Source organism: Niastella caeni (assembly GCF_004834005.1).
GTDB lineage: Bacteria > Bacteroidota > Bacteroidia > Chitinophagales > Chitinophagaceae > Niastella > Niastella caeni.
Genome location: NZ_STFF01000001.1, coordinates 642,602 through 661,321, shown reverse-complemented (window position 1 = coordinate 661,321; position 18,720 = coordinate 642,602). Strand labels below are relative to the sequence as shown.

The 18,720-nt window shown below is 43.0% G+C and carries 15 protein-coding genes; 10 read left to right on the top strand and 5 right to left on the bottom strand.

Annotation, left to right across the window (positions count from 1 at the left end):
- Positions 1–180: 180 nt before the first annotated feature.
- The gene (locus tag FAM09_RS30605; protein ID WP_153825437.1) at positions 181–351 is read right to left on the bottom strand and encodes a hypothetical protein; all 171 of its coding nucleotides are present in this window, start codon (positions 349–351) and stop codon (positions 181–183) included.
- Positions 352–424: 73 nt separating this feature from the next.
- On the opposite strand from FAM09_RS30605, the gene FAM09_RS02620 reads away from it, so the two are divergent.
- From FAM09_RS02620 to FAM09_RS02600, 5 genes are all read left to right on the top strand, one after another.
- A complete protein-coding gene (locus FAM09_RS02620; protein WP_136575518.1) occupies positions 425–1,444 on the top strand; it encodes a S66 peptidase family protein in 1,020 nt (339 codons plus the stop codon).
- A gap of 73 nt (positions 1,445–1,517) precedes the next feature.
- Positions 1,518–2,426 (top strand): S66 peptidase family protein, encoded by a 909-nt coding sequence (locus FAM09_RS02615; RefSeq protein WP_136575517.1) that lies wholly within the window; start codon positions 1,518–1,520, stop codon positions 2,424–2,426.
- Positions 2,427–2,571: 145 nt separating this feature from the next.
- On the top strand, positions 2,572–4,047 hold the full coding sequence (locus tag FAM09_RS02610; RefSeq protein ID WP_136575516.1) for a TIGR04222 domain-containing membrane protein: 1,476 nt from the start codon (positions 2,572–2,574) through the stop codon (positions 4,045–4,047).
- Between the two features lie 217 nt (positions 4,048–4,264).
- Positions 4,265–5,686 carry a hypothetical protein gene (locus FAM09_RS02605; RefSeq protein WP_136575515.1) on the top strand — a complete coding sequence of 474 codons (1,422 nt, stop codon included), beginning with the start codon at positions 4,265–4,267 and terminating at the stop codon, positions 5,684–5,686.
- 400 nt (positions 5,687–6,086) lie between these two features.
- Positions 6,087–7,022 carry a hydrogen peroxide-inducible genes activator gene (locus tag FAM09_RS02600; RefSeq protein WP_136575514.1) on the top strand — a complete coding sequence of 312 codons (936 nt, stop codon included), beginning with the start codon at positions 6,087–6,089 and terminating at the stop codon, positions 7,020–7,022.
- An 88-nt stretch (positions 7,023–7,110) separates the two neighbouring features.
- Here FAM09_RS02600 and FAM09_RS02595 read toward each other — a convergent pair whose 3' ends face one another.
- The 3 genes from FAM09_RS02595 to FAM09_RS02585 all read right to left on the bottom strand — a co-directional run bounded on the left by FAM09_RS02595 (position 7,111) and on the right by FAM09_RS02585 (position 10,938).
- Positions 7,111–7,914, bottom strand: a complete 804-nt coding sequence (locus FAM09_RS02595) for an alpha/beta hydrolase (protein WP_136575513.1) — start codon at positions 7,912–7,914, stop codon at positions 7,111–7,113.
- A 134-nt stretch (positions 7,915–8,048) separates the two neighbouring features.
- Positions 8,049–8,837 carry an alpha/beta hydrolase gene (locus tag FAM09_RS02590; RefSeq protein ID WP_136575512.1) on the bottom strand — a complete coding sequence of 263 codons (789 nt, stop codon included), beginning with the start codon at positions 8,835–8,837 and terminating at the stop codon, positions 8,049–8,051.
- A 115-nt stretch (positions 8,838–8,952) separates the two neighbouring features.
- On the bottom strand, positions 8,953–10,938 hold the full coding sequence (locus FAM09_RS02585) for a KUP/HAK/KT family potassium transporter (RefSeq protein WP_136575511.1): 1,986 nt from the start codon (positions 10,936–10,938) through the stop codon (positions 8,953–8,955).
- 256 nt (positions 10,939–11,194) lie between these two features.
- On the opposite strand from FAM09_RS02585, the gene FAM09_RS02580 reads away from it, so the two are divergent.
- The 5 genes from FAM09_RS02580 (at position 11,195) to FAM09_RS02560 (ending at position 17,257) form a co-directional block, all read left to right on the top strand.
- Positions 11,195–12,751, top strand: a complete 1,557-nt coding sequence (locus FAM09_RS02580) for a hypothetical protein (protein WP_136575510.1) — start codon at positions 11,195–11,197, stop codon at positions 12,749–12,751.
- Between the two features lie 12 nt (positions 12,752–12,763).
- Positions 12,764–13,756, top strand: coding sequence for a hypothetical protein (locus FAM09_RS02575; protein ID WP_136575509.1), 993 nt, complete (start codon positions 12,764–12,766; stop codon positions 13,754–13,756).
- Between the two features lie 224 nt (positions 13,757–13,980).
- Complete coding sequence (gene purQ / locus FAM09_RS02570) at positions 13,981–14,685, top strand: phosphoribosylformylglycinamidine synthase subunit PurQ (protein WP_136575508.1); 705 nt, start codon at positions 13,981–13,983, stop codon at positions 14,683–14,685.
- A gap of 71 nt (positions 14,686–14,756) precedes the next feature.
- Positions 14,757–15,209 carry a protein-disulfide reductase DsbD domain-containing protein gene (locus FAM09_RS02565; RefSeq protein WP_136575507.1) on the top strand — a complete coding sequence of 151 codons (453 nt, stop codon included), beginning with the start codon at positions 14,757–14,759 and terminating at the stop codon, positions 15,207–15,209.
- A gap of 131 nt (positions 15,210–15,340) precedes the next feature.
- Positions 15,341–17,257: a protein-disulfide reductase DsbD family protein gene (locus FAM09_RS02560; RefSeq protein ID WP_243751567.1), complete on the top strand. Its 1,917-nt coding sequence runs from the start codon at positions 15,341–15,343 to the stop codon at positions 17,255–17,257.
- A 782-nt stretch (positions 17,258–18,039) separates the two neighbouring features.
- On the opposite strand, the gene FAM09_RS02555 is transcribed toward FAM09_RS02560, so the two are convergent.
- Complete coding sequence (locus FAM09_RS02555) at positions 18,040–18,621, bottom strand: RNA polymerase sigma factor (protein ID WP_014223477.1); 582 nt, start codon at positions 18,619–18,621, stop codon at positions 18,040–18,042.
- Positions 18,622–18,720: the final 99 nt, after the last annotated feature.

The following is an 18,720-nucleotide window of genomic DNA, read 5'->3' as shown; positions in this document are numbered from 1 at the left end:
GGGTGGATTGCAAAAATAACTATTCGGGGGGAAGGGATAAAATTGGTTACCGGGCGCCAGTTCCCGGGCTCCGGGTTCCGGTTTCCAGTTTTGGGTTGAACCTCGCGATATGCAGGTTACCGGGTTCCAGTTTTCAGGTGGTTGGGGGCATATTTCTTAAGAATTGATAATTCAGGGGAGTTAATAAACCAGCCATAATACGATACCGGTCCACACGGCTATAAAAAATGCAATCATCATGACATCGTCATTGATCTGGGCTACGGGTTTTTTGCGTATTAATATTTGATAAGCCACCCAGCCAATCAGCACTATACACAGAAAAATTGCCTGTATAAAGCGAAAATACATGAAGATAAAATTAGTATTTTGACAAGATTGGCTGATATAGATTTCCGGTATATTTAAAATATATATTCGTTACATGAACCGTAAGCACTTTTTATCCTCATTCCTGGTAGCCGGATTGCCTGTTCCTGGTTGGTCTGCATTGGTTAGTGATGAAAAAGATCCGGCTGCGCCCATTCTACCCCGCTATCTTAAACCTGGCGATACGGTTGGCATAACCTGCCCGGCCGGTTCCATTACCCTGGAAGAAATTCAGCCGGCCATGATACAAATGGTGGAGTGGGGGTTTAACATTAAGGTGGGCGATACAGTGGGCAAAAAAGATTTTACGTTTGGTGGAACCGATGAGGAACGGGCGCGCGATTTTCAACAAATGATCGATGATCCCAAAGTAAAAGCCATTATGTGTGCCCGTGGCGGTTACGGCTTCGTACGTATTATTGATAAATTAAATTTCACCAAACTGGCCGCACAGCCTAAATGGATCATCGGCTTTAGCGATGTTACGGTATTGCACTGCCACCTGAACCGGAATTACGGCATTGCTTCTATCCATTCAAAAATGTGCAATAGCTTTCCCGACGACTGGAATAAAGCGGAACCCATCCAGATTGAAACAATTCTCTCCATAAAACAGGCGTTAACAGGGCAAAAAATGAAATATACGGCGCCGGTGCATTTACAAAATAAACCCGGCAGGGCGGAAGGCACGCTTATTGGTGGTAACCTGAAACTGATTGAAACCCTGGCCGGCACAAAGTCGGACCTTCGCACCACCAATAAAATATTATTTGTAGAAGATACCGGGGAATATTTGTACAGCATCGATCGTATGTTCTGGAACCTGAAGCGCACCGGTAAACTGGAAAAACTGGCCGGGTTGATCGTCGGCGGTTTTAAGATAAAACCCGATGATGTTGGTGAAGAATTTGGCCGTACGTTACAGGATATTGTGCTTGATAAAGTAAAAGAGTATAATTACCCCGTTTGTTTTGATTTTCCCGTTGGGCATCAACGAAATAATTATGCGTTAAAATGTGGGGTCGTTCATCGGTTAACCGTTTCGACCACCGAAGCAACGTTGCGGGAAATTTGATGGTAGAAAGGTTTGCTTAAATTTGGATATTCATTGTAACATTTAGCCGTTTGGCTTTACAAATAAATAGATAATGGTAAAAATTCCTCCCTATTTACAGCCAGGTAACACAATCGCATTGGTATGTCCTTCGGGGTTTATGGCAATAGAAAAAGCGCAAACATGCATTGATGTATTACAACAATGGGGATATAAAGTGAAGGTGGGCACTACCGTTGGCAGCCATTCCACCACTTACTTTTCCGGTACCGATGAAGAACGACTGATCAATTTTCAACAAATACTCGACGATGATGAAGTACATGCCGTACTATGTGCCCGCGGCGGATATGGATTAAGCCGCATTATAGATCACATCAGCTTTAAGAAATTTAAAAAGCAGCCCAAATGGGTGATAGGGTTTAGTGATATAACGGTGCTGCATTCGCATATCTATTCCAATTATAGTATCGCCACCCTACATGCGCCCATGGCCGGTGCGTTTAATGATGGCGGCTATAACAACGAATTTGTGAAGTCATTGAAGAATGTGCTCACAGGAAAACATATAAAGTACGAATGTGCGGGCCATGAGTTTAATCAGAAAGGAGAAGCGATTGGCGAACTGGTAGGCGGTAACCTGGCGTTATTGGCGCATTTGGTAGGTTCGCCTTCAGATATAAAAACAAAAGGCAGGATCCTTTTCCTGGAAGATATTGGGGAGTACCTGTACAATATCGACCGCATGATGCTGCAGTTGAAAAGAAGCGGTAAACTGGATAAACTGGCCGGACTGATCATCGGCGGCTTTAGTGACACAAAGGATACCGAGCGGCCATTTGGGCAAAACGTGTATGAGATCATTCATAACATCGTTAAGGAATATGATTACCCGGTTTGTTTTGGTTTTCCCGTGAGCCATGAAAAAGAAAATTACGCATTGAAAGTGGGAGTTGGGTATAAGTTGAAGGTAGGGAAAACGAAAGTTAGTTTGGAGGAGTAAACCCCCAGCCCCTAAAGGGAGTAAGTTGACAAGTTGATAGGTTGACAAGTTATCCGGAGATCAAAGCTGTTTTTGCTTTTAGCTTGCAGCGTGCAGCTTGAAGCTTTCCCCATTCCCCATTCACAACAATAACCATCCTATTCAAATGAATCTGCCCGAACACCAGCCACTTTGGAACAACATTCAACAGTTTGCGTTTGACGAACCAAACGCCACGATCACGTTCTCAAAAAAACTGGCCGACAAACAGAAATGGTCACCTGCTTTTACCGAACGGGTTATTGAAGAATACCGTAAGTTTATTTTTTTATGTTGTATCTCTCCGAAAGGCGCATCTCCCTCACAGGCGGTAGACGAAGCCTGGCACCTGCACCTTACCTATACCCAATCGTACTGGAATGCTTTCTGTAAAAATACCCTGGGTAAGGATATTCATCATTATCCCTCAACAGGTGGCGACAAGGAAAACCATAAGCATTCAAACTGGTATGCAGAGACCCTGCAACTATATGAATCGGTTTTCGGCACCCGGCCACCGGCTGACATTTGGCCACAACCCAGTAAACAGTCTATTACAATTGCCGCACAGCCATATCGCATAGATAACCAAGTGGCAGCGATTGTAGTGTTGATTTTGTTGTTGCCTTTTGCCATCAATTACTTTTTTACCGGAGAAGCGTCGCCGTTTTCGATAAATGGAAAACAGTTCCTGCTTTTTTACATCTTCCTCATAGTGGCTGCTTTTATAGCACACTACCTGTTGCAGAAAAATAAACTGGCGTACCTGAAAAAGGTGGTGGATGCCTGGTCGCCCGGAGATCTTTCTATTTACCAACTTACTTATGCGGTGTATGGCAAGGACCGGGCTGTAGAGACCTGCCTGGTAGATCTCTATCGGCGTGACCTGGTACAAGTAAACGATAATGGAAAAATAGTTGCGCTGAGGCAACGATATCAGGCGCCGGAAAAAGAAGACAACCCGCTTGTTCCCGGTTTATTGAGCAAGGCTGATAATAGCACGGTAGAATATGATGTAATTGCAAACGATTGGTATAAGCAAACAGATTTTGAACATCCTGCAATCTCGCAACTGTTTTGGGTGGGGGATCAAAAAGAATCATTCTTCAGGAAATACCTGGTTATACTTATTGTTTTATTTATAGGATTGGCACGGGTAACGCAGGGCATTTATAACGACAGGCCTGTTCTTTTCCTGTTGCTGGAAATAGCAGTCCTGATAATCGGCGCACTGATTATGGAGTATAATTTTTCAACGGATAAGGTGTGTTTTGATAGAGTGAAAAACCTGCTGCAGGATAATAAAGGAGATAGAACACTGCACAGCGATGAAGTGGTAAATGATTATGCCCGCAACGGACAAACCGTGTTAGACTGGCTACCGCCGGGGCTTATGCTGGCATCGATGTTTGCCATTTTCCCGGCAGCAACACTTGCACGCAGCCCTTTTGTGTCTGGTTGGAGGAACCGGGATAACAAGTCGGGTGGCGACAACAGCACAGGCGCTGACAGTTGTGGTGGTGTAACCAGTTGTAGCTACAGCAACATCAGTTGCGGTAGTGATGGTAGTGGCTGTGGCGGCTGTGGGGGAGGAGGAGATTAATGTGCTAATTTGCTAATGTGATAATGGACTACAGAAGGCAAAAGCCCAGAGCGAAAACAGATTAAAATGAAGCTTACTTGTATTTCAGCCTTCGGCTTGCTGCTTGCAGCCGTGTTCACGTTTCACACGTTCCACGCTCCTTAACAATTTGGTAATACATAGTTGCTTGCACGTTTGCATAACTCCGTTATAACTTTGTGTAACCAAAGACAGAATTATGAAAATTGAAGAACACAGTGGCCTTTGGAGTGCAATTCAACAATTTCCCCTCGATGACCCGAATGCAGAAATTACCTTCTCCAGCAAATTATCTGCAAAGCAAAAATGGTCGCCCACCTTTACTGAACGGGTTGTTGAGGAATACCGGAAATTCATCTTCTTATGTTGTATCTCTCCAAATGGCGCTTCCCCCTCACAGGCTGTAGATGAAGCCTGGCACTTACACCTCACTTACACTAAATCGTACTGGATCGATCTGTGTAAAAACACACTTGGCAAAGACATCCATCATTATCCATCCCGGGGAGGGGATGAAGAAGATCACAAGCACCTTGATTGGTATGCAGCTACGCTTACTTTATACCAATCCGTTTTTGAATCACCTCCGCCCAATGACATTTGGCCACCGCCTCCGGAGTATGAGTTAATTCCCGAACCCACCTGGAGTATAAGAAATGAAGTGATCGCTCTTATTTTAATGTTGTTATTGTTCACGCTTACCGTTAGTGCTTACCTGCACAAAGATCTATTTCCTTTTTCGCTCGATGGCCCTCAGTTTTTAGTTTTCTTCCCGCTCCTGGCAATAACCTGCATCATTTGTTATGTTATTCTTCAAAATGAAAAAGGCCGGGCATTACATCAACTTGTTACTACCCATTTTCCCACAGACGCTACTGTTTATCAATTGGCTCAGTTCCTTTATGGAAAGCACCGGGCTGTTCAGACTGCGATCGTAGACCTGGTACGTAGAAATTTATTAGGTCTTACTTCCGATAAACAGTTTATAGTGTATAGAAACCGCTACTACAGGCCGGATAATGAACAGAACCCGTTGATAGCAGGTTTTTTAAATGAAGAAAGCAGCAGTGTTACTTATGACATGATCGCCTGTAACTGGTATAATGATGAGAGCAACATGCATCCGGTGTTACAAAAGTTGTACCTGCTGGCTTATCACAAAGAGCCTTTCTTTAAAAGATACCATTTATTGATGGTCCCATATGCCGTAGGTATTGCCCGGTTGTTCCAGGGATTGGCCAATGGCAAAGATGTAGGATATCTTTTCTGGGAAATGGTATTGCTGGTGCTTGCTTCCATGGCGCTAACTAAAATGGTTTCCCGTAAAGCAATCATTTTTAAAAAGGTGGAGGTCCTGGCAAGGCTTCAACAGGACGTGGGTTCACTGTACGGAGATAAGTTAGTTGGTGAGTTTGCCATGGATGGAAACGATGCCATTAACTGGTTTTCCGATGGCATAGTGCTGGCAGGTATTTTTAGTGTGTACCCTGTAATCGATCATACAAAAGCAGCAAACGTAACTGGTTCATGCAGCAGTTGCAGCGGCGGTGGTGGTGGTTGCAGTGGAGGAGGAGGAGGAGGTTGTGGTGGCGGATGCGGTGGTTGTGGAGGAGGAGATTAGTACACCCCCGGCCCCTAAAGGGGAGGAAGGCAAGCTACACGCTTAAGCAAATACAGTTATAGCACGACTTTTTCACCGAAGCGCGAAGGCGGATTCATTATTCACAAATTGCCCCGATGGTTCGGGGTTTTTAGTTTCATAGTTTCCCTGCTGAAGTTGGACCTTTACCATTGAACATTGGCCATTCACCATTCACGAAAAAAAAACCACCCGTCCTTCCTAAGGATCGTGTGGCGTACTTTAACCTAAGACTTATAATTTACTCCTGTGACTATCTATATAGAGATCTCTACGTTGTTGTCTGCTTTAATGAAGAAGATTAGATTACTTAGCAAAACTTCAATAATTTCGGGGATAAAGCAAATTGATATATATTATAGAACAATAGATAAAATCTATCATGACTTTTGTACAATTGGAATATGTAGTTGCCGTAGATACCTATCGGCATTTTGCTACCGCCGCCGAGCATTGTTTTGTTACCCAGCCTACTTTAAGTATGCAGGTGCAAAAGCTGGAAGAGGAACTGGGAGTGAAGATCTTCGATCGCAGTAAGCAACCCGTAGTGCCCACCGAAATAGGCGTGGAGATCATTGAGCAATCGCGTCGTATTTTATCGGAAAAGAATGTGATCAACGAACTGGTCCAAACCAAAAAAGGCATTCTTACCGGCGAATTACGCATTGGTATTATACCCACCCTGGCGCCTTATTTATTGCCCCTCTTCATACAAAGCTTTTATAAAAAATACCCGGGTATTAAACTCGTGGTGCAGGAGTTGATGACGGAGTACATCATTACCCGGCTGCGGGAAGGGCGCATAGATGTAGGCATTCTGGTAACGCCGTTGCAGGAAAATGGCATTAAAGAGCATGTGTTGTTTTATGAAGAACTGCTGGCCTATGTTTCGCGCAAGAATGCAGCGTATAAAAAAACATATGTATTGGCGCAGGACATTGATCCGGAGAAGTTATGGCTGATGGAAGAAGGGCATTGCTTCCGCTCGCAAATTGTTAACCTGTGCGAATTGCGCCGGGCCAGTGAAATGGGAACGCATTTCGAGTATGAAGCGGGTAGTATTGAAACGCTTCGCCGTATGGTGGAACTGAATGATGGCATTACCATTCTGCCCGAACTTACCACGCTCGATATGACGGCCCGCCAGCTTCAACTGATCAGGCATTTTAAAAAACCGGCTCCCATGCGGGAAGTGAGTATTGTAGTGCACCGGGATTTTGTTAAGAAACGCCTTATTGAAGCCCTAAAAGAAGAGATCATTGCGGCCATTCCGGATAAGATAAAGTTGAATAAGGATCTGAACGTAGTGCCTATTTAGGCGAAATAAGAAATTAAAAATTTAAAATGAGGAATGAGAAAGTGAATACAGGTTTGCGATTATGAAGGGCCTTTGACTTTTTAATTTTTCATTTCAACAACGAATCAAGTTTCTGCTTATAAATTGGGAACGTGGCAATGTCATTATGCTTTGCGCCTTCAATAGTTATAAATTCATCCGTAGGTTTTAGATACGGTATCAGCTTTTTCGAATTGCGATAAGGAATGGTATTATCGCTGGTGCCATGAAATATAATAATGGGATTGGTTACCTCCTGTACATATTGCCAGGTAGGTAATTTAAACCGGATCATGTTATTGACGGGGTACACCGGCAACCAGCTTCCGATAATCGAAGGAAAACTATAATAAGGCGCTTCAAGTATCAGGGCTTTGCAATCGCGCCTGGTTGCCAGTTGCGCAGCAATGCCGGTTCCCATCGATTTGCCATATATAATAATGCTATCTTTCGAATAACGGGCCTGCGCCAGTTTATAAAACACCAGCGCCCAATCGTACAATTGTTGTTCAGTAAACTCGCCGGTGCTTTTACCAAAGCCGGGATAATCTATCATCCACACCTCATAACCCCGGTTAATAAAATCCGGCGCCGCTTTGGCATATCGGGCAATGTTTTGCTTATTGCCATGAAAATACAACACCACGCCTTTGGGCTGCGGTTGATTGGCCGCAAATTGAATGATATTGATGTTCGACTTTTTCGAATAGGGAATATTCACTTCTTTAAACGGGGAAGGAAAGCTGTATTGCGATTGAGCCGTCACTGGTTGCGGATGGAATAATATTTTATCCTGTCCGTAATATATGGCGATACCGATAAGACAATATATAAGTATAAAAACCTTTAACCAGCGGAAGACGATCTTTTTCATAGCGAATGCAAGATAGTTGTTTGTGGTTTATGGTTTGTGGTTTGTAGTTCTTTGATTCGGGAAGTGAGAGAATTGGCCGGCTGCCTGCGCTGGCAAGGCAACCACAAACTACAAACTACAAACAACAAACTGATTTAATATTTGAGAATGTCTCTTACAAAATTGTGATATTCCGGAAAGTCGGGCAGGTTGTTATGCCGGCCGCCCACAATACGAATAAGCGTGATCTTGTTGGGGTTGATGCGCTGTAATTTTTCACTGTGCCTGATAGGGATCAGCCGGTCTTTGGTGCCATGAATGATATACGTATGGCAGTTTACATGGCGGATCCATTTATCGGTGCGCAGGTGGTACCGCAAAACCCATTGTACCGGCAGTATGGGCAGAAACCGTTTCACCACTATACGAAAATTATAATATGGCGAATCCAGGATGAGATAACGGGGTTTGTTATCTGAGGCTATCTTGGCGGCAAACCCGCTGCCGATGCTTCGTCCGTACACAATAATGTGGTGTTCGGGGTATTTTCCGGTCAGAACATTATAAACGAATTGCATATCGTTCAGCATGTCTTTTTCACTGCGCTTGCCGGTGCTTTTGCCAAATCCCCGGTAGTCGACCAGCACTACATCATAATCGTAGCGGTAAAAATCACGGGCATACTTAGCCCAGCCTTTGATGCTGCGGGTATTGCCATGAAAATACAGGATCAATCCTTTGGGTTCCGGGCGGTAAAAATGCAATCCATTGATGCGTACGCCGGGCGACACATCGAAATTTAATTCATTGAAGGGGGCGTCGTACCGGAATTGAAAATCGGGCGGCAGCTTTTCGGGCTTGAAAATAAACCGGTCCTGTATCAAATAAGCAATAATGCTTAATACCAGAAGGCTGCTGATGATATAGTAAACGAAAGTAGGCAAGCAGTTTATGGTTTGTTGTTTATAGTTTATGGTTTTTTATGCGTGAGGCCTGCTATTGGGCAGCTTTCCGAAATTAAGAACAAGAAACCAAAAACCATAAACAAGAAACAGACAGCTACAAACTTTCTTCGCTATCAAAAACCCTTTTCAAATTAAGATTAGGTACCGGAGCAACAATGAGTGGGAATTTTTCGATGGTCACGTTGCTCACATCCAGGCCAAACCCGCGTTCTTCCGACAAACTGTATTCTTTTACCATAAAATACAGTCGCATGATCATTTTTTCGAAGAAGGGGAGCTCAATATCCTGGCTCAGGTATTTTTCCATTACAATAAACTGGAAGTCGCCCACCACATTATTCCGTTCAAGGCTTTCGTACCGGCTGGTAATATTCACTTCTTTATTGGCTACCAGGTCGGCCACCACTTTGCGGAACATAAGGTTGATCTTCGGCTCCATCCTGAAACCTAACCTGAACTCAACCCGGATGATGTCGTTGGGAATAATGTGCTCCACCGTGTACTCGCAGGTATACGGGTCGTCGAGCGTGTCAACATGCACAAACCAGTAAATATCGGCCCGCTTGGGCTTTTTATTGAGGATAGAATAAATGATCTTATGCTCAATTTCCTTGGGGTTATTGGCGCTGGTAAGGTATACCAGGTGGGTAGCGTACTTGGGTACGGTTTTGTCGTTGCTTAATTCCTGTATTTGCGGTATATAATGTTCGAGCCGTACAAACTCCACATACCGGTTCTTGATCTTGCGGCTGCGGTACCAGATGTACATCACAAAGAACAACCCACCGCCTACCAACAGGGTAACATAACCGCCGTGCGGGAATTTTTCGAGGTTGGCAAACAGGAACGATAGTTCTATGGTCAAATAAACGATCAGGAACAGGTAGATCCATAATGGTTTGGCCCGGCGGCTTACCAGGAAGTTGGCAAACAGCATGGTGGTGGCAATCATACAAATGGTAATCGCCAACCCGTAAGCTGCTTCCATCTGTGATGATTTTTTAAAATACAACACAATACCTACGCAACCCACGAATAACAACATGTTGATGCCGGGAATATATAACTGGCCCCGTTCTTCGGTGGGGTAATTGATCTTCAATTTGGGCCACAGGTTCAGGCGCATGGCTTCACTGATAAGCGTAAACGACCCGCTGATGAGGGCCTGGCTTGCAATAATGGCCGCTGCGGTGGCAATCAAAATGCCCGGGATCACAAACCAGTCTGGCATGATCTTGTAAAACGGGTTGAACCCGGCGCTGATCATATCGGCGGTGATCTGTTTGCCAGAATAATTGGCGAGCAGGAAAGCGCCCTGGCCCAGGTAGTTCAGGATCAGGCACGATTTAACAAAGATCCACGAGTACCGGATATTCTCCCGGCCGCAATGGCCCAGGTCGGAGTACAGGGCTTCGGCCCCCGTTGTACAAAGGAATACGGCGCCCAGTAGCCAGAAACCTTTGGGGTAGTGTGTTAACAGGTCTATGGCGTGGTACGGGTTGAACGCCTTAAAAATGTGCATGTCATCTAACAGGTGCGTAGCCCCCAATATGGCCAGCATGCAGAACCAGCACATCATGATGGGGCCAAACATTTTACCTATGGATGCGGTGCCGAACTGCTGCAGAAAAAAAAGTACGCTTATAATGGCGAGAACAATGTATACAATGGTAGAATCTTCAATACGGCCCAGTCCCTGAATATTTCGCAAACCCTCGATGGAGGAGGTTACCGAAATGGGCGGGGTGATCATTCCATCGGCCAACAGGGCCGCACCCCCCAGCATGGCGGGTATTACCAGCCATCTTTTTTGCCGGCGAACCAGTGCATATAACGAAAAAATTCCCCCCTCACCGCGGTTATCGGCTTTTAAAGTAAGCACCACATATTTCAGGGTTGTTTGCAGGGTGAGTGTCCAGATTATGCAGGACAGAGAGCCCAGAATTAAACTTTCATCGATCGTCCGGCCGCTGGTAATTGCATTTAGTACATACAATGGGGATGTTCCTATATCGCCATAAATAATTCCTAACGCAATAAGTAAGGAGGCAGCGGTAACTTTATTAATTTGTTTGCCCACGGTAGTGTCGCTTATCCCGTTATCAAAGGGTTTTAAAAAATAATAACACCCCGGGTTAATCCGGGGCGCCTGGTACAAAGGTATACGTAAAATTATTAATTCTCCACGGTTTTATGTTTCCATTCGTTACCCCGACGAATTTTATGCGTTTCTGGTTGCCGGGAGGCTTAAAAAAATGAATGCTTAAATTTATACCGAAAGTTTGGGCAGCCGTTTAACAATCAGTAATTTGGCATATAACATGCATTGCAGCACCATGATGAAATTATGCAAAAAAATCCTGCACCAATTGCTTCTGGTCGTATTGTTGCAGGCCGCTTTCCCTTTTATCAGCACCGCCCAGAGAATCTCCTATTCTGAACCGGAACGGGAAGATAGCCGTCGTACAGATTTTGAAATTATAGGTAAAATAGGCAGTAATGTTCTCGTATTTAAAAATAACCGCAACGAAAACGCCATCAGCGTTTATAACAGCGAAATGAAGCTCCTCGACCGGGTAAAGGTCGATTATATGGACGATCGCTGGATCAATGTTGATTTTGTGCCATATGCCAATCACGTCTGGATGATCTACCAGTTCCAGCGCAGAAGTATTGTGTATTGCATGGGCGTTAAGCTCGATGCCAATGCCAAACGCCTTGCCGATCCCATTGAACTGGACACTACCCGCATAGGCTGGGCGGCCAGTAATAAATTATACACCACCATCTACAGCGACGACAAGCAAAAGATCATGGTGTTCAAGATCAATAACCGCAATCCCAAAAACTTCCTGTTCACCACCCTGCTCTTCAATGCCGAAATGCAATTACAGCATAAGCATCATATGACCATGGCCATGGAAGAACGGAACGATTATTTTACCGACTTCCTGCTGGATAATGAAGGCGATATGGTGTTTGGCAAATTCGTTCGAAAGAACGGGAGCGATTATATCAGCAACCTGCAATTGATCACTAAAAAAAGAAGCGAAGAAAAATTTACCGTTCGCGATCTGAATGGTAATAGTAAAGACGAACGCGTGCTTGATGAGGTAAAGGTCAAAATCGATAATACTAACAGGCGTTATTTATTCTCGGCATTGTATTATAAGCAAAAACGGGGCAATGTAGAAGGGTTGTATACCGTGATCTGGGATAAGGGAGCAGATTCCATTCTCAAGGAGACCCTGGTGGCCTTTACCGAAGACCTGCGTAAGCAGGCAAAAGGGCCCGATGCCAATCTGCGGATAGCTTTTAATGATTATTTTATCAGCGATATTATAATAAAACGCGATGGCGGTTATATACTTACTGCTGAATCGATGTATACTACATCGCGCGGCGGTACGTTTAATAGATGGGATTATCTGTATTGGAACAACCCCTGGTCGTCGCCACTCGATTATAGTTACTGGTCGCCCTATTATAGTCCCTGGCGGTCGCCCTGGAACCGGTATGGAGGTTCTGCAGCCACGCGGTACCATGCCGAAAATATCATGGTGCTGTCATTTGATAAAGATGAAAAATTGCAATGGAGTAATGTGATCGCCAAGGAGCTGTTTGATGACGAAACAGATGCGTTGATTTCACATACATTGATGAACACAGGAGGAGAATTGCACTTTTTATTTAATAAATACGAGCGCAGAACTCTTTTACTGAACGATCATAGCATTGACGCTGAAGGAAAGATCACCCGCCATCCAACATTGAAAAACCTGGAGAGAGGGGTGGAATTTATGCCCAGATTAGGCAAGCAGATCAGCGCCGGCTCATTGATTGTTCCCTGTCAGTACAGAAATTATCTTACGTTCGCCAAAATTGAATTTTAAATTACTGTTTGAGTGACAGGAATATTCAAGCAAAAAACCTCCAGTAATATCATCATATTACTGGTATATGGTTTAATTCTGAAATTTAATCGTTTTCTGCACCCTGCCGGTCCAATACAACAACCGGAAGATCATTTTTTATACACCTGGCTGATTGGGTTTTTAAAACCGCTGCATATGGCGCCCGTGCTGTATGTATTGCTCACTTTTATGTTGTTGTACAGCCAGGCCCTGTTATTCAACCGCATTTGCAACGACCAAAAGTTATTACCCCGGCCCAATTACCTGCCGGCCATGGCGCACCTGTTAACCACCTCGCTGTTTGTGGAGTGGAATTATTTTTCGGCGCCGCTATTAGCCAATACTTTTTTGATCTGGATCTTTTACCGCATGACCACCCTGCCCAATATTCAAAAACCGGCGCCTGCCATTTTTAGTATCGGGGTACAGATAGGAATAGTTACTTTAATATACCGGCCGGCTATTGTATTTGTTGCGTTAATATTACTGGCCCTGTTTATTATGCGGCCTTTCCGCCTGCGCGAATGGGCCATCAATATGCTGGGTATTACCATGCCGTATTATTTTCTGGCGTTGGTGTTATACCTGGGCAATCAATGGGACTGGAATAAAATAAAGCCCACTTTCAGTATCGGCTTGCCGGCGATCCCTACTTCATTATATATCACCATCAGCATTATTTTGTTGGTGGTGCCCTTTATGATCGGAGGGTATTTTGTACAGGCCAACCTGAACAAAATGTACATTCATGTTCGAAAAAGCTGGAGCCTGTTGTTATTGTATTTAATTATGGCCATGCTTATCATAATGGCCGATGCCGGCAGTAATAATCGTGGGTTTTACCTCAGTTGGATGTTGTGTTCGGTTCCCATCACCGCCTTTCATGCCGCCGCTTATTTTTATATGAACTCCAGCCGCCTGTCTGTGATCATTCACTGGATCCTTTTCGGTTTTGCCATTTATTTGAATTATTGGCTGAATTGAGTTTAATTCTAATTTGTTGATAATTAACAAGATATACAAGCCTGAACATTGAAGGCTGTAAACTGCAAGCCATAAGCTGTAAGCGAAAGGCAAAACGGAAATTGTATTTGCTAACAGCTTATCGCTTACGGCTTATAGCTGATTTTAAAAACTCTTTGCCAATAGTAGGAGGCTGGGGGGTATCGGGAAACATGCTATCTTTGCTCTTCACTTAAATACCCGCTATGAAATTTGGTGTTGTAGTTTTTCCCGGCTCTAATTGCGACCGTGATATGCAGGATTCCCTGCAAAATGATCTGAATCAGGAAGTAATCATGTTATGGCATAAAGAAAAAGACCTCAGCATGTTTAAAACTGAGGATTGTATCGTATTGCCCGGAGGTTTTTCGTATGGCGATTATCTGCGTTGCGGAGCTATTGCCCGGTTCAGCCCATTGATGCAAAGTGTGATCGAATTTGCCCAGCAGGGCGGTAAAGTTCTGGGAATTTGTAACGGTTTTCAAGTATTATGTGAGTCACATTTGTTACCAGGCGTTTTATTACGTAATGCCAATCAACAGTTTATTTGTAAGAACGTATACTTGAAAGGCGTGGGTTCCGACAAAGCGTTAAAAATACCCATTGCGCATGGGGAAGGAAGATACCATGCCGATGAAGCAACGCTTAATAAACTGGAAGCTAACAACCAGGTAATATATCGTTATTGCAACGAAAATGGCGACATTACTGCGCAAGCAAATCCAAATGGCGCTATTCGCAATATCGCCGGAATATGTAATGAAACACGCAATGTGTTTGGGATGATGCCGCATCCGGAAAGGGCTACATCAGACGCATTAGGCAATACAGATGGCCGTATTGTATTAAAATCGTTGATCATTAATGCAAAGGCCGTTGTTACTGAAAAAGCTGCGTTGATCAATATTTAGGTAATTATTAAGTTTTTTTCTAAGACTTTTGAGACAGGTAACTGTCTTATATAAGTAACAAAAACTACAACATGAAGGTAACTCTGCTCTCACTTTTGGTAACCATGATCAGTGCTGTGTCGTTGGCGCAGTCGAACAAAGAAGTTAAATGGGCATTTTCGTCAAAGAAGATTGCCGACAAAACGTATGAAGTTGTGTTGACCGCAACCGTTAATAGCAACTGGCATATTTATTCTCAAAGTGTAGGCGTAGATGGTCCTATTCCTACATCATTTACATTCACTAAAAATCCGTTGCTGGCATTTGAAGGAACCGTAAAAGAGAACGGAAAGCTGATCAAGAAGAACGAAGAAGTATGGGGTGGTGAGGTACGTTATTATGAAAACAAAGTTGAATTTATTCAAAAAGTAAAGATCAAAGGCGGTAAAACAAATTTGGCCGGCAAAGTAGAATATATGGTTTGCAATGATGAAAAATGTTTGCCACCAGCCGAAACAACATTCTCAATTGCTATCGGCGGATAAAGCATTGCTTCATGCAAATTATTAAGTTATAGAAACGGGTTCTTATTGAAAGAACTCGTTTGTTTTTTAAAATCAACCCAGTATTCATTAATATGAAATATTTTTTAGGGAGTTTATTAGTACTAATTCTAATGAACTCCACGGTTAAGGGCCAGGACTCAACTGCTTATAAATGGGAAGTATCCAGTAAAAAAATTCAGGATAAAGTATACGAATTAACTTTCACCACTGCTGGAAATAATAATTGGCAATTATATGGCGCCAATGAATCAATAAGTGATGTACCCTCCGTAGAGATTGAATTAGCCGACTCTTCCATTGAAATCAACAAACCATTTAAGGAAACAGGCGAAGGTAAAGCATTCAAAAACCCTGTTTTTGATAATGCTTCCTTTAAAGTTTATGAAGGACCGGCATCATTTACAGCAACCATTACATTCAAAGGTTCAATACCTGCCGTATTACTAGGTACTTTTCGATTTACCTATGGTAAAGGAGATGAGTTCTATCCATTAAACGCGTATGCTTTTTCTGTACCCCTGGAAGGCGGGGTGGCAACTACTTCAAAGGTAAAGGTGGAATCTTTCGATCTGAAAAATCCTGTTAGTTCCTGTGGAGATGATGATACAGGCGGCAAGGGGTTGTTCAGTATATTTTTACTGGGCATGCTGGGTGGTTTTATTGCTTTATTTACCCCCTGCGTATTTCCCCTGATCCCATTAACTGTTTCGTTTTTTACTAAAAAGTCACAGCATAAAAAAAAGGGTATTGCCAATGCGACGATATATGGGCTCTTTATTTTCCTGATCTACATTTTGCTTAGTATTCCATTTCACCTTATTAGTGGTGTAAATCCGGAGATTCTCAATAATATTTCAACCAATGTATGGCTGAATATATTCTTCTTTCTCATTTTTGTGTTCTTTGCTATTTCATTTTTCGGATATTTTGAAATTGGCTTACCCAGTGGCCTGGCTAACAAAATTGATTCCCGGTCAGGCATGAGCAGCCTCGGTGGTATCTTTTTTATGGCATTGACATTAGCCATTGTTTCTTTTTCGTGTACTGGTCCTATTCTGGGTTCTTTATTAGCGGGAACTGCTGCTGAAGGTGCATGGCCTTTAACTGTAGGTCTGGCTGGTTTTGGTTTGGCGTTAGCATTACCATTTGCTTTATTTGCCATGTTTCCAGGCTGGCTGCAATCATTGCCAAAATCAGGTGGCTGGTTAACCAGTGTGAAAGTGGTGCTGGGCTTTTTGGAATTAGCTATGGCAGTGAAATTTTTATCAAACGCTGATCTGGTGAAGCAGTGGGGTTTTTTAAAGAGAGAAGTATTTATGGGAATATGGGTAGCTGTTGGCATTTTGATAGTTCTATACCTTTTAGGCAAAATCAGGTTTCCTCATGATAGTCCGGTAAAGAAATTCAGTAAAACAAGAATTGCTTTCATTGTATTTTTTACTGTTGCTACCTTGTATTTTGTACCCGGCCTTACCAATACCCACAGTGCCAACCTTCGACTGATAAGTGGGTTTCCACCACCGCTTTGCTATAGCTTGTACAAGAATCCGGTTAATTGCGAGAAGGGTATTGAACCCTTGCGAAATGATTACGAAGAAGCTTTACAACTGGCAAAAAAAGAAAACAAACCGGTTTTGATAGATTTTACCGGCTGGGCTTGCGTGAATTGCCGCAGGATGGAAGAAAATGTATGGACCGATGAAAAAGTAGGAGAGCTGATCAAGGATAAGTTTATTATAGTTTCTCTTTATGTTGATGAAAGAAGAGCCCTGCCGGCAACACAGCAGGTAGAATACACCACTAAATCAGGTGTTCAGAAAAAGATCATTACAGTGGGAGACAAGTGGGCAACTTTCCAATCTGAAAATTTTGATGCCGTTGCCCAGCCGCAATATGCCATTATAAGTCCGGATGAAAAAATACTGACCAAAACAAAGGGTTATACGCCGAGTGCAAAGGAATTTGCGCAATGGTTGGAATGTGGCATTGATGCCTATAAGAAAGGCACGCAAACGGCCTCCAAATAGTGCGTTATACGCTTGTTTAACGACTATTATCAATAAACAATCCCAAAGTGTTACTTTGGGATTGTTGTATTTTAGGAAGTTTTATTAGTTTTTATCAGCCCTTATAGCGAATTCATTACTTCTTTTTCAAAATGGATCCTTTCATTTGTCAGATTTGCTAATCCTTCGCAAGAAATCTTCATCCAATTTCACAACCTGGATGGTCTGTTAGAAGAATGCTATACCCCTGTTTGTAAAGTTTGACTATCAGTTTACCAATTTTAGCAGTCAATTAGTTGTATTCGTTAACACATTTGGTTGTTTAGGGGGCAACATTAGTAAAAACGCCATGCAAAATGACAATTGGTTGTGGAATTCACCAAATGTGTAATAGAAACGAAAATTTGGTTCTCGAATTCAACAAACTGCGCATCAAATTCGAAAAACTGATTGTTCAATTCTGCAAATTTGAAATAGAAAACGATAAACTGGATAAAGAATTTGGAAAATTGATCCTCGAATTCGCCAAACGGAATATTGAATTCAGCAAATGGTCATTATAATCAACCCTAATAAAAAAGAAAACACCTTGCTCAGCCTGAGCAAGGTGTTTAATTAGGCGTCATTCTGTTCCAGCCTTCCGGCAAGCAAGCAATTCAGGAAAATGGGCCCGGATGGAGGGCCAGAATGACAATATTTTTTACTTTCTCAAATCTTCTTCTGCAAATCTAACTAGCTTATTCCGTTCCCTTTTTCAGAAAGCTGTTAAATTTTCTGTAAGTACCCGTACTAAAGTAAAAATACTACAAAGCGATCTTTTTTTGTAACATCATTTTGCGCAGGTTAATCAGGCCATAACGCATTCTGCCTAATGCAGTGTTGATGCTGCAGTTCGTCAAAGCCGCGATCTCTTTAAAGCTCAGATCGGCGTAATGACGTAAAATAATCACTTCGCGCTGATCATCTGGTAACAGATCAAGCATCTGACGAACGCGGTCGTAAGACTGACGTTTCATCATTTTTTGATCAGCACCGTCTTCTGTGAAATTAATCACTTCGAATATATCCCTGTCGTCGCTGGTTTTAATTGCAGGGGTACGTTTTACCTTACGGAAGTGATCAACACACAAGTTGTGAGCAATACGCATTGCCCAGGGAAGGAACTTTCCTTCCTCGGTGTACCGGCCTCCACGAATGGTGTCAATGATCTTGATGAGCACATCCTGGAAAATATCTTCTGCCAGATATTTGTCCTTAACAAGAAATAAAATTGATGTGTACATTTTCTCCTTGTGGCGGAGGATGAGTGTTTCAAGAGCATACAAGTCTCCATCCTGGAAATCCTGGATTAACTCATGATCGGTCTTTTTACGTAGTGAACTCATAAACTTCTACGGGTTTTGAAGGTGATAGGATATTTATTAAATGGATTTTTATTTTTTGAATGGTTTTTCTGAGTAGAAGTGTCCGGCGATAGGCGGTGT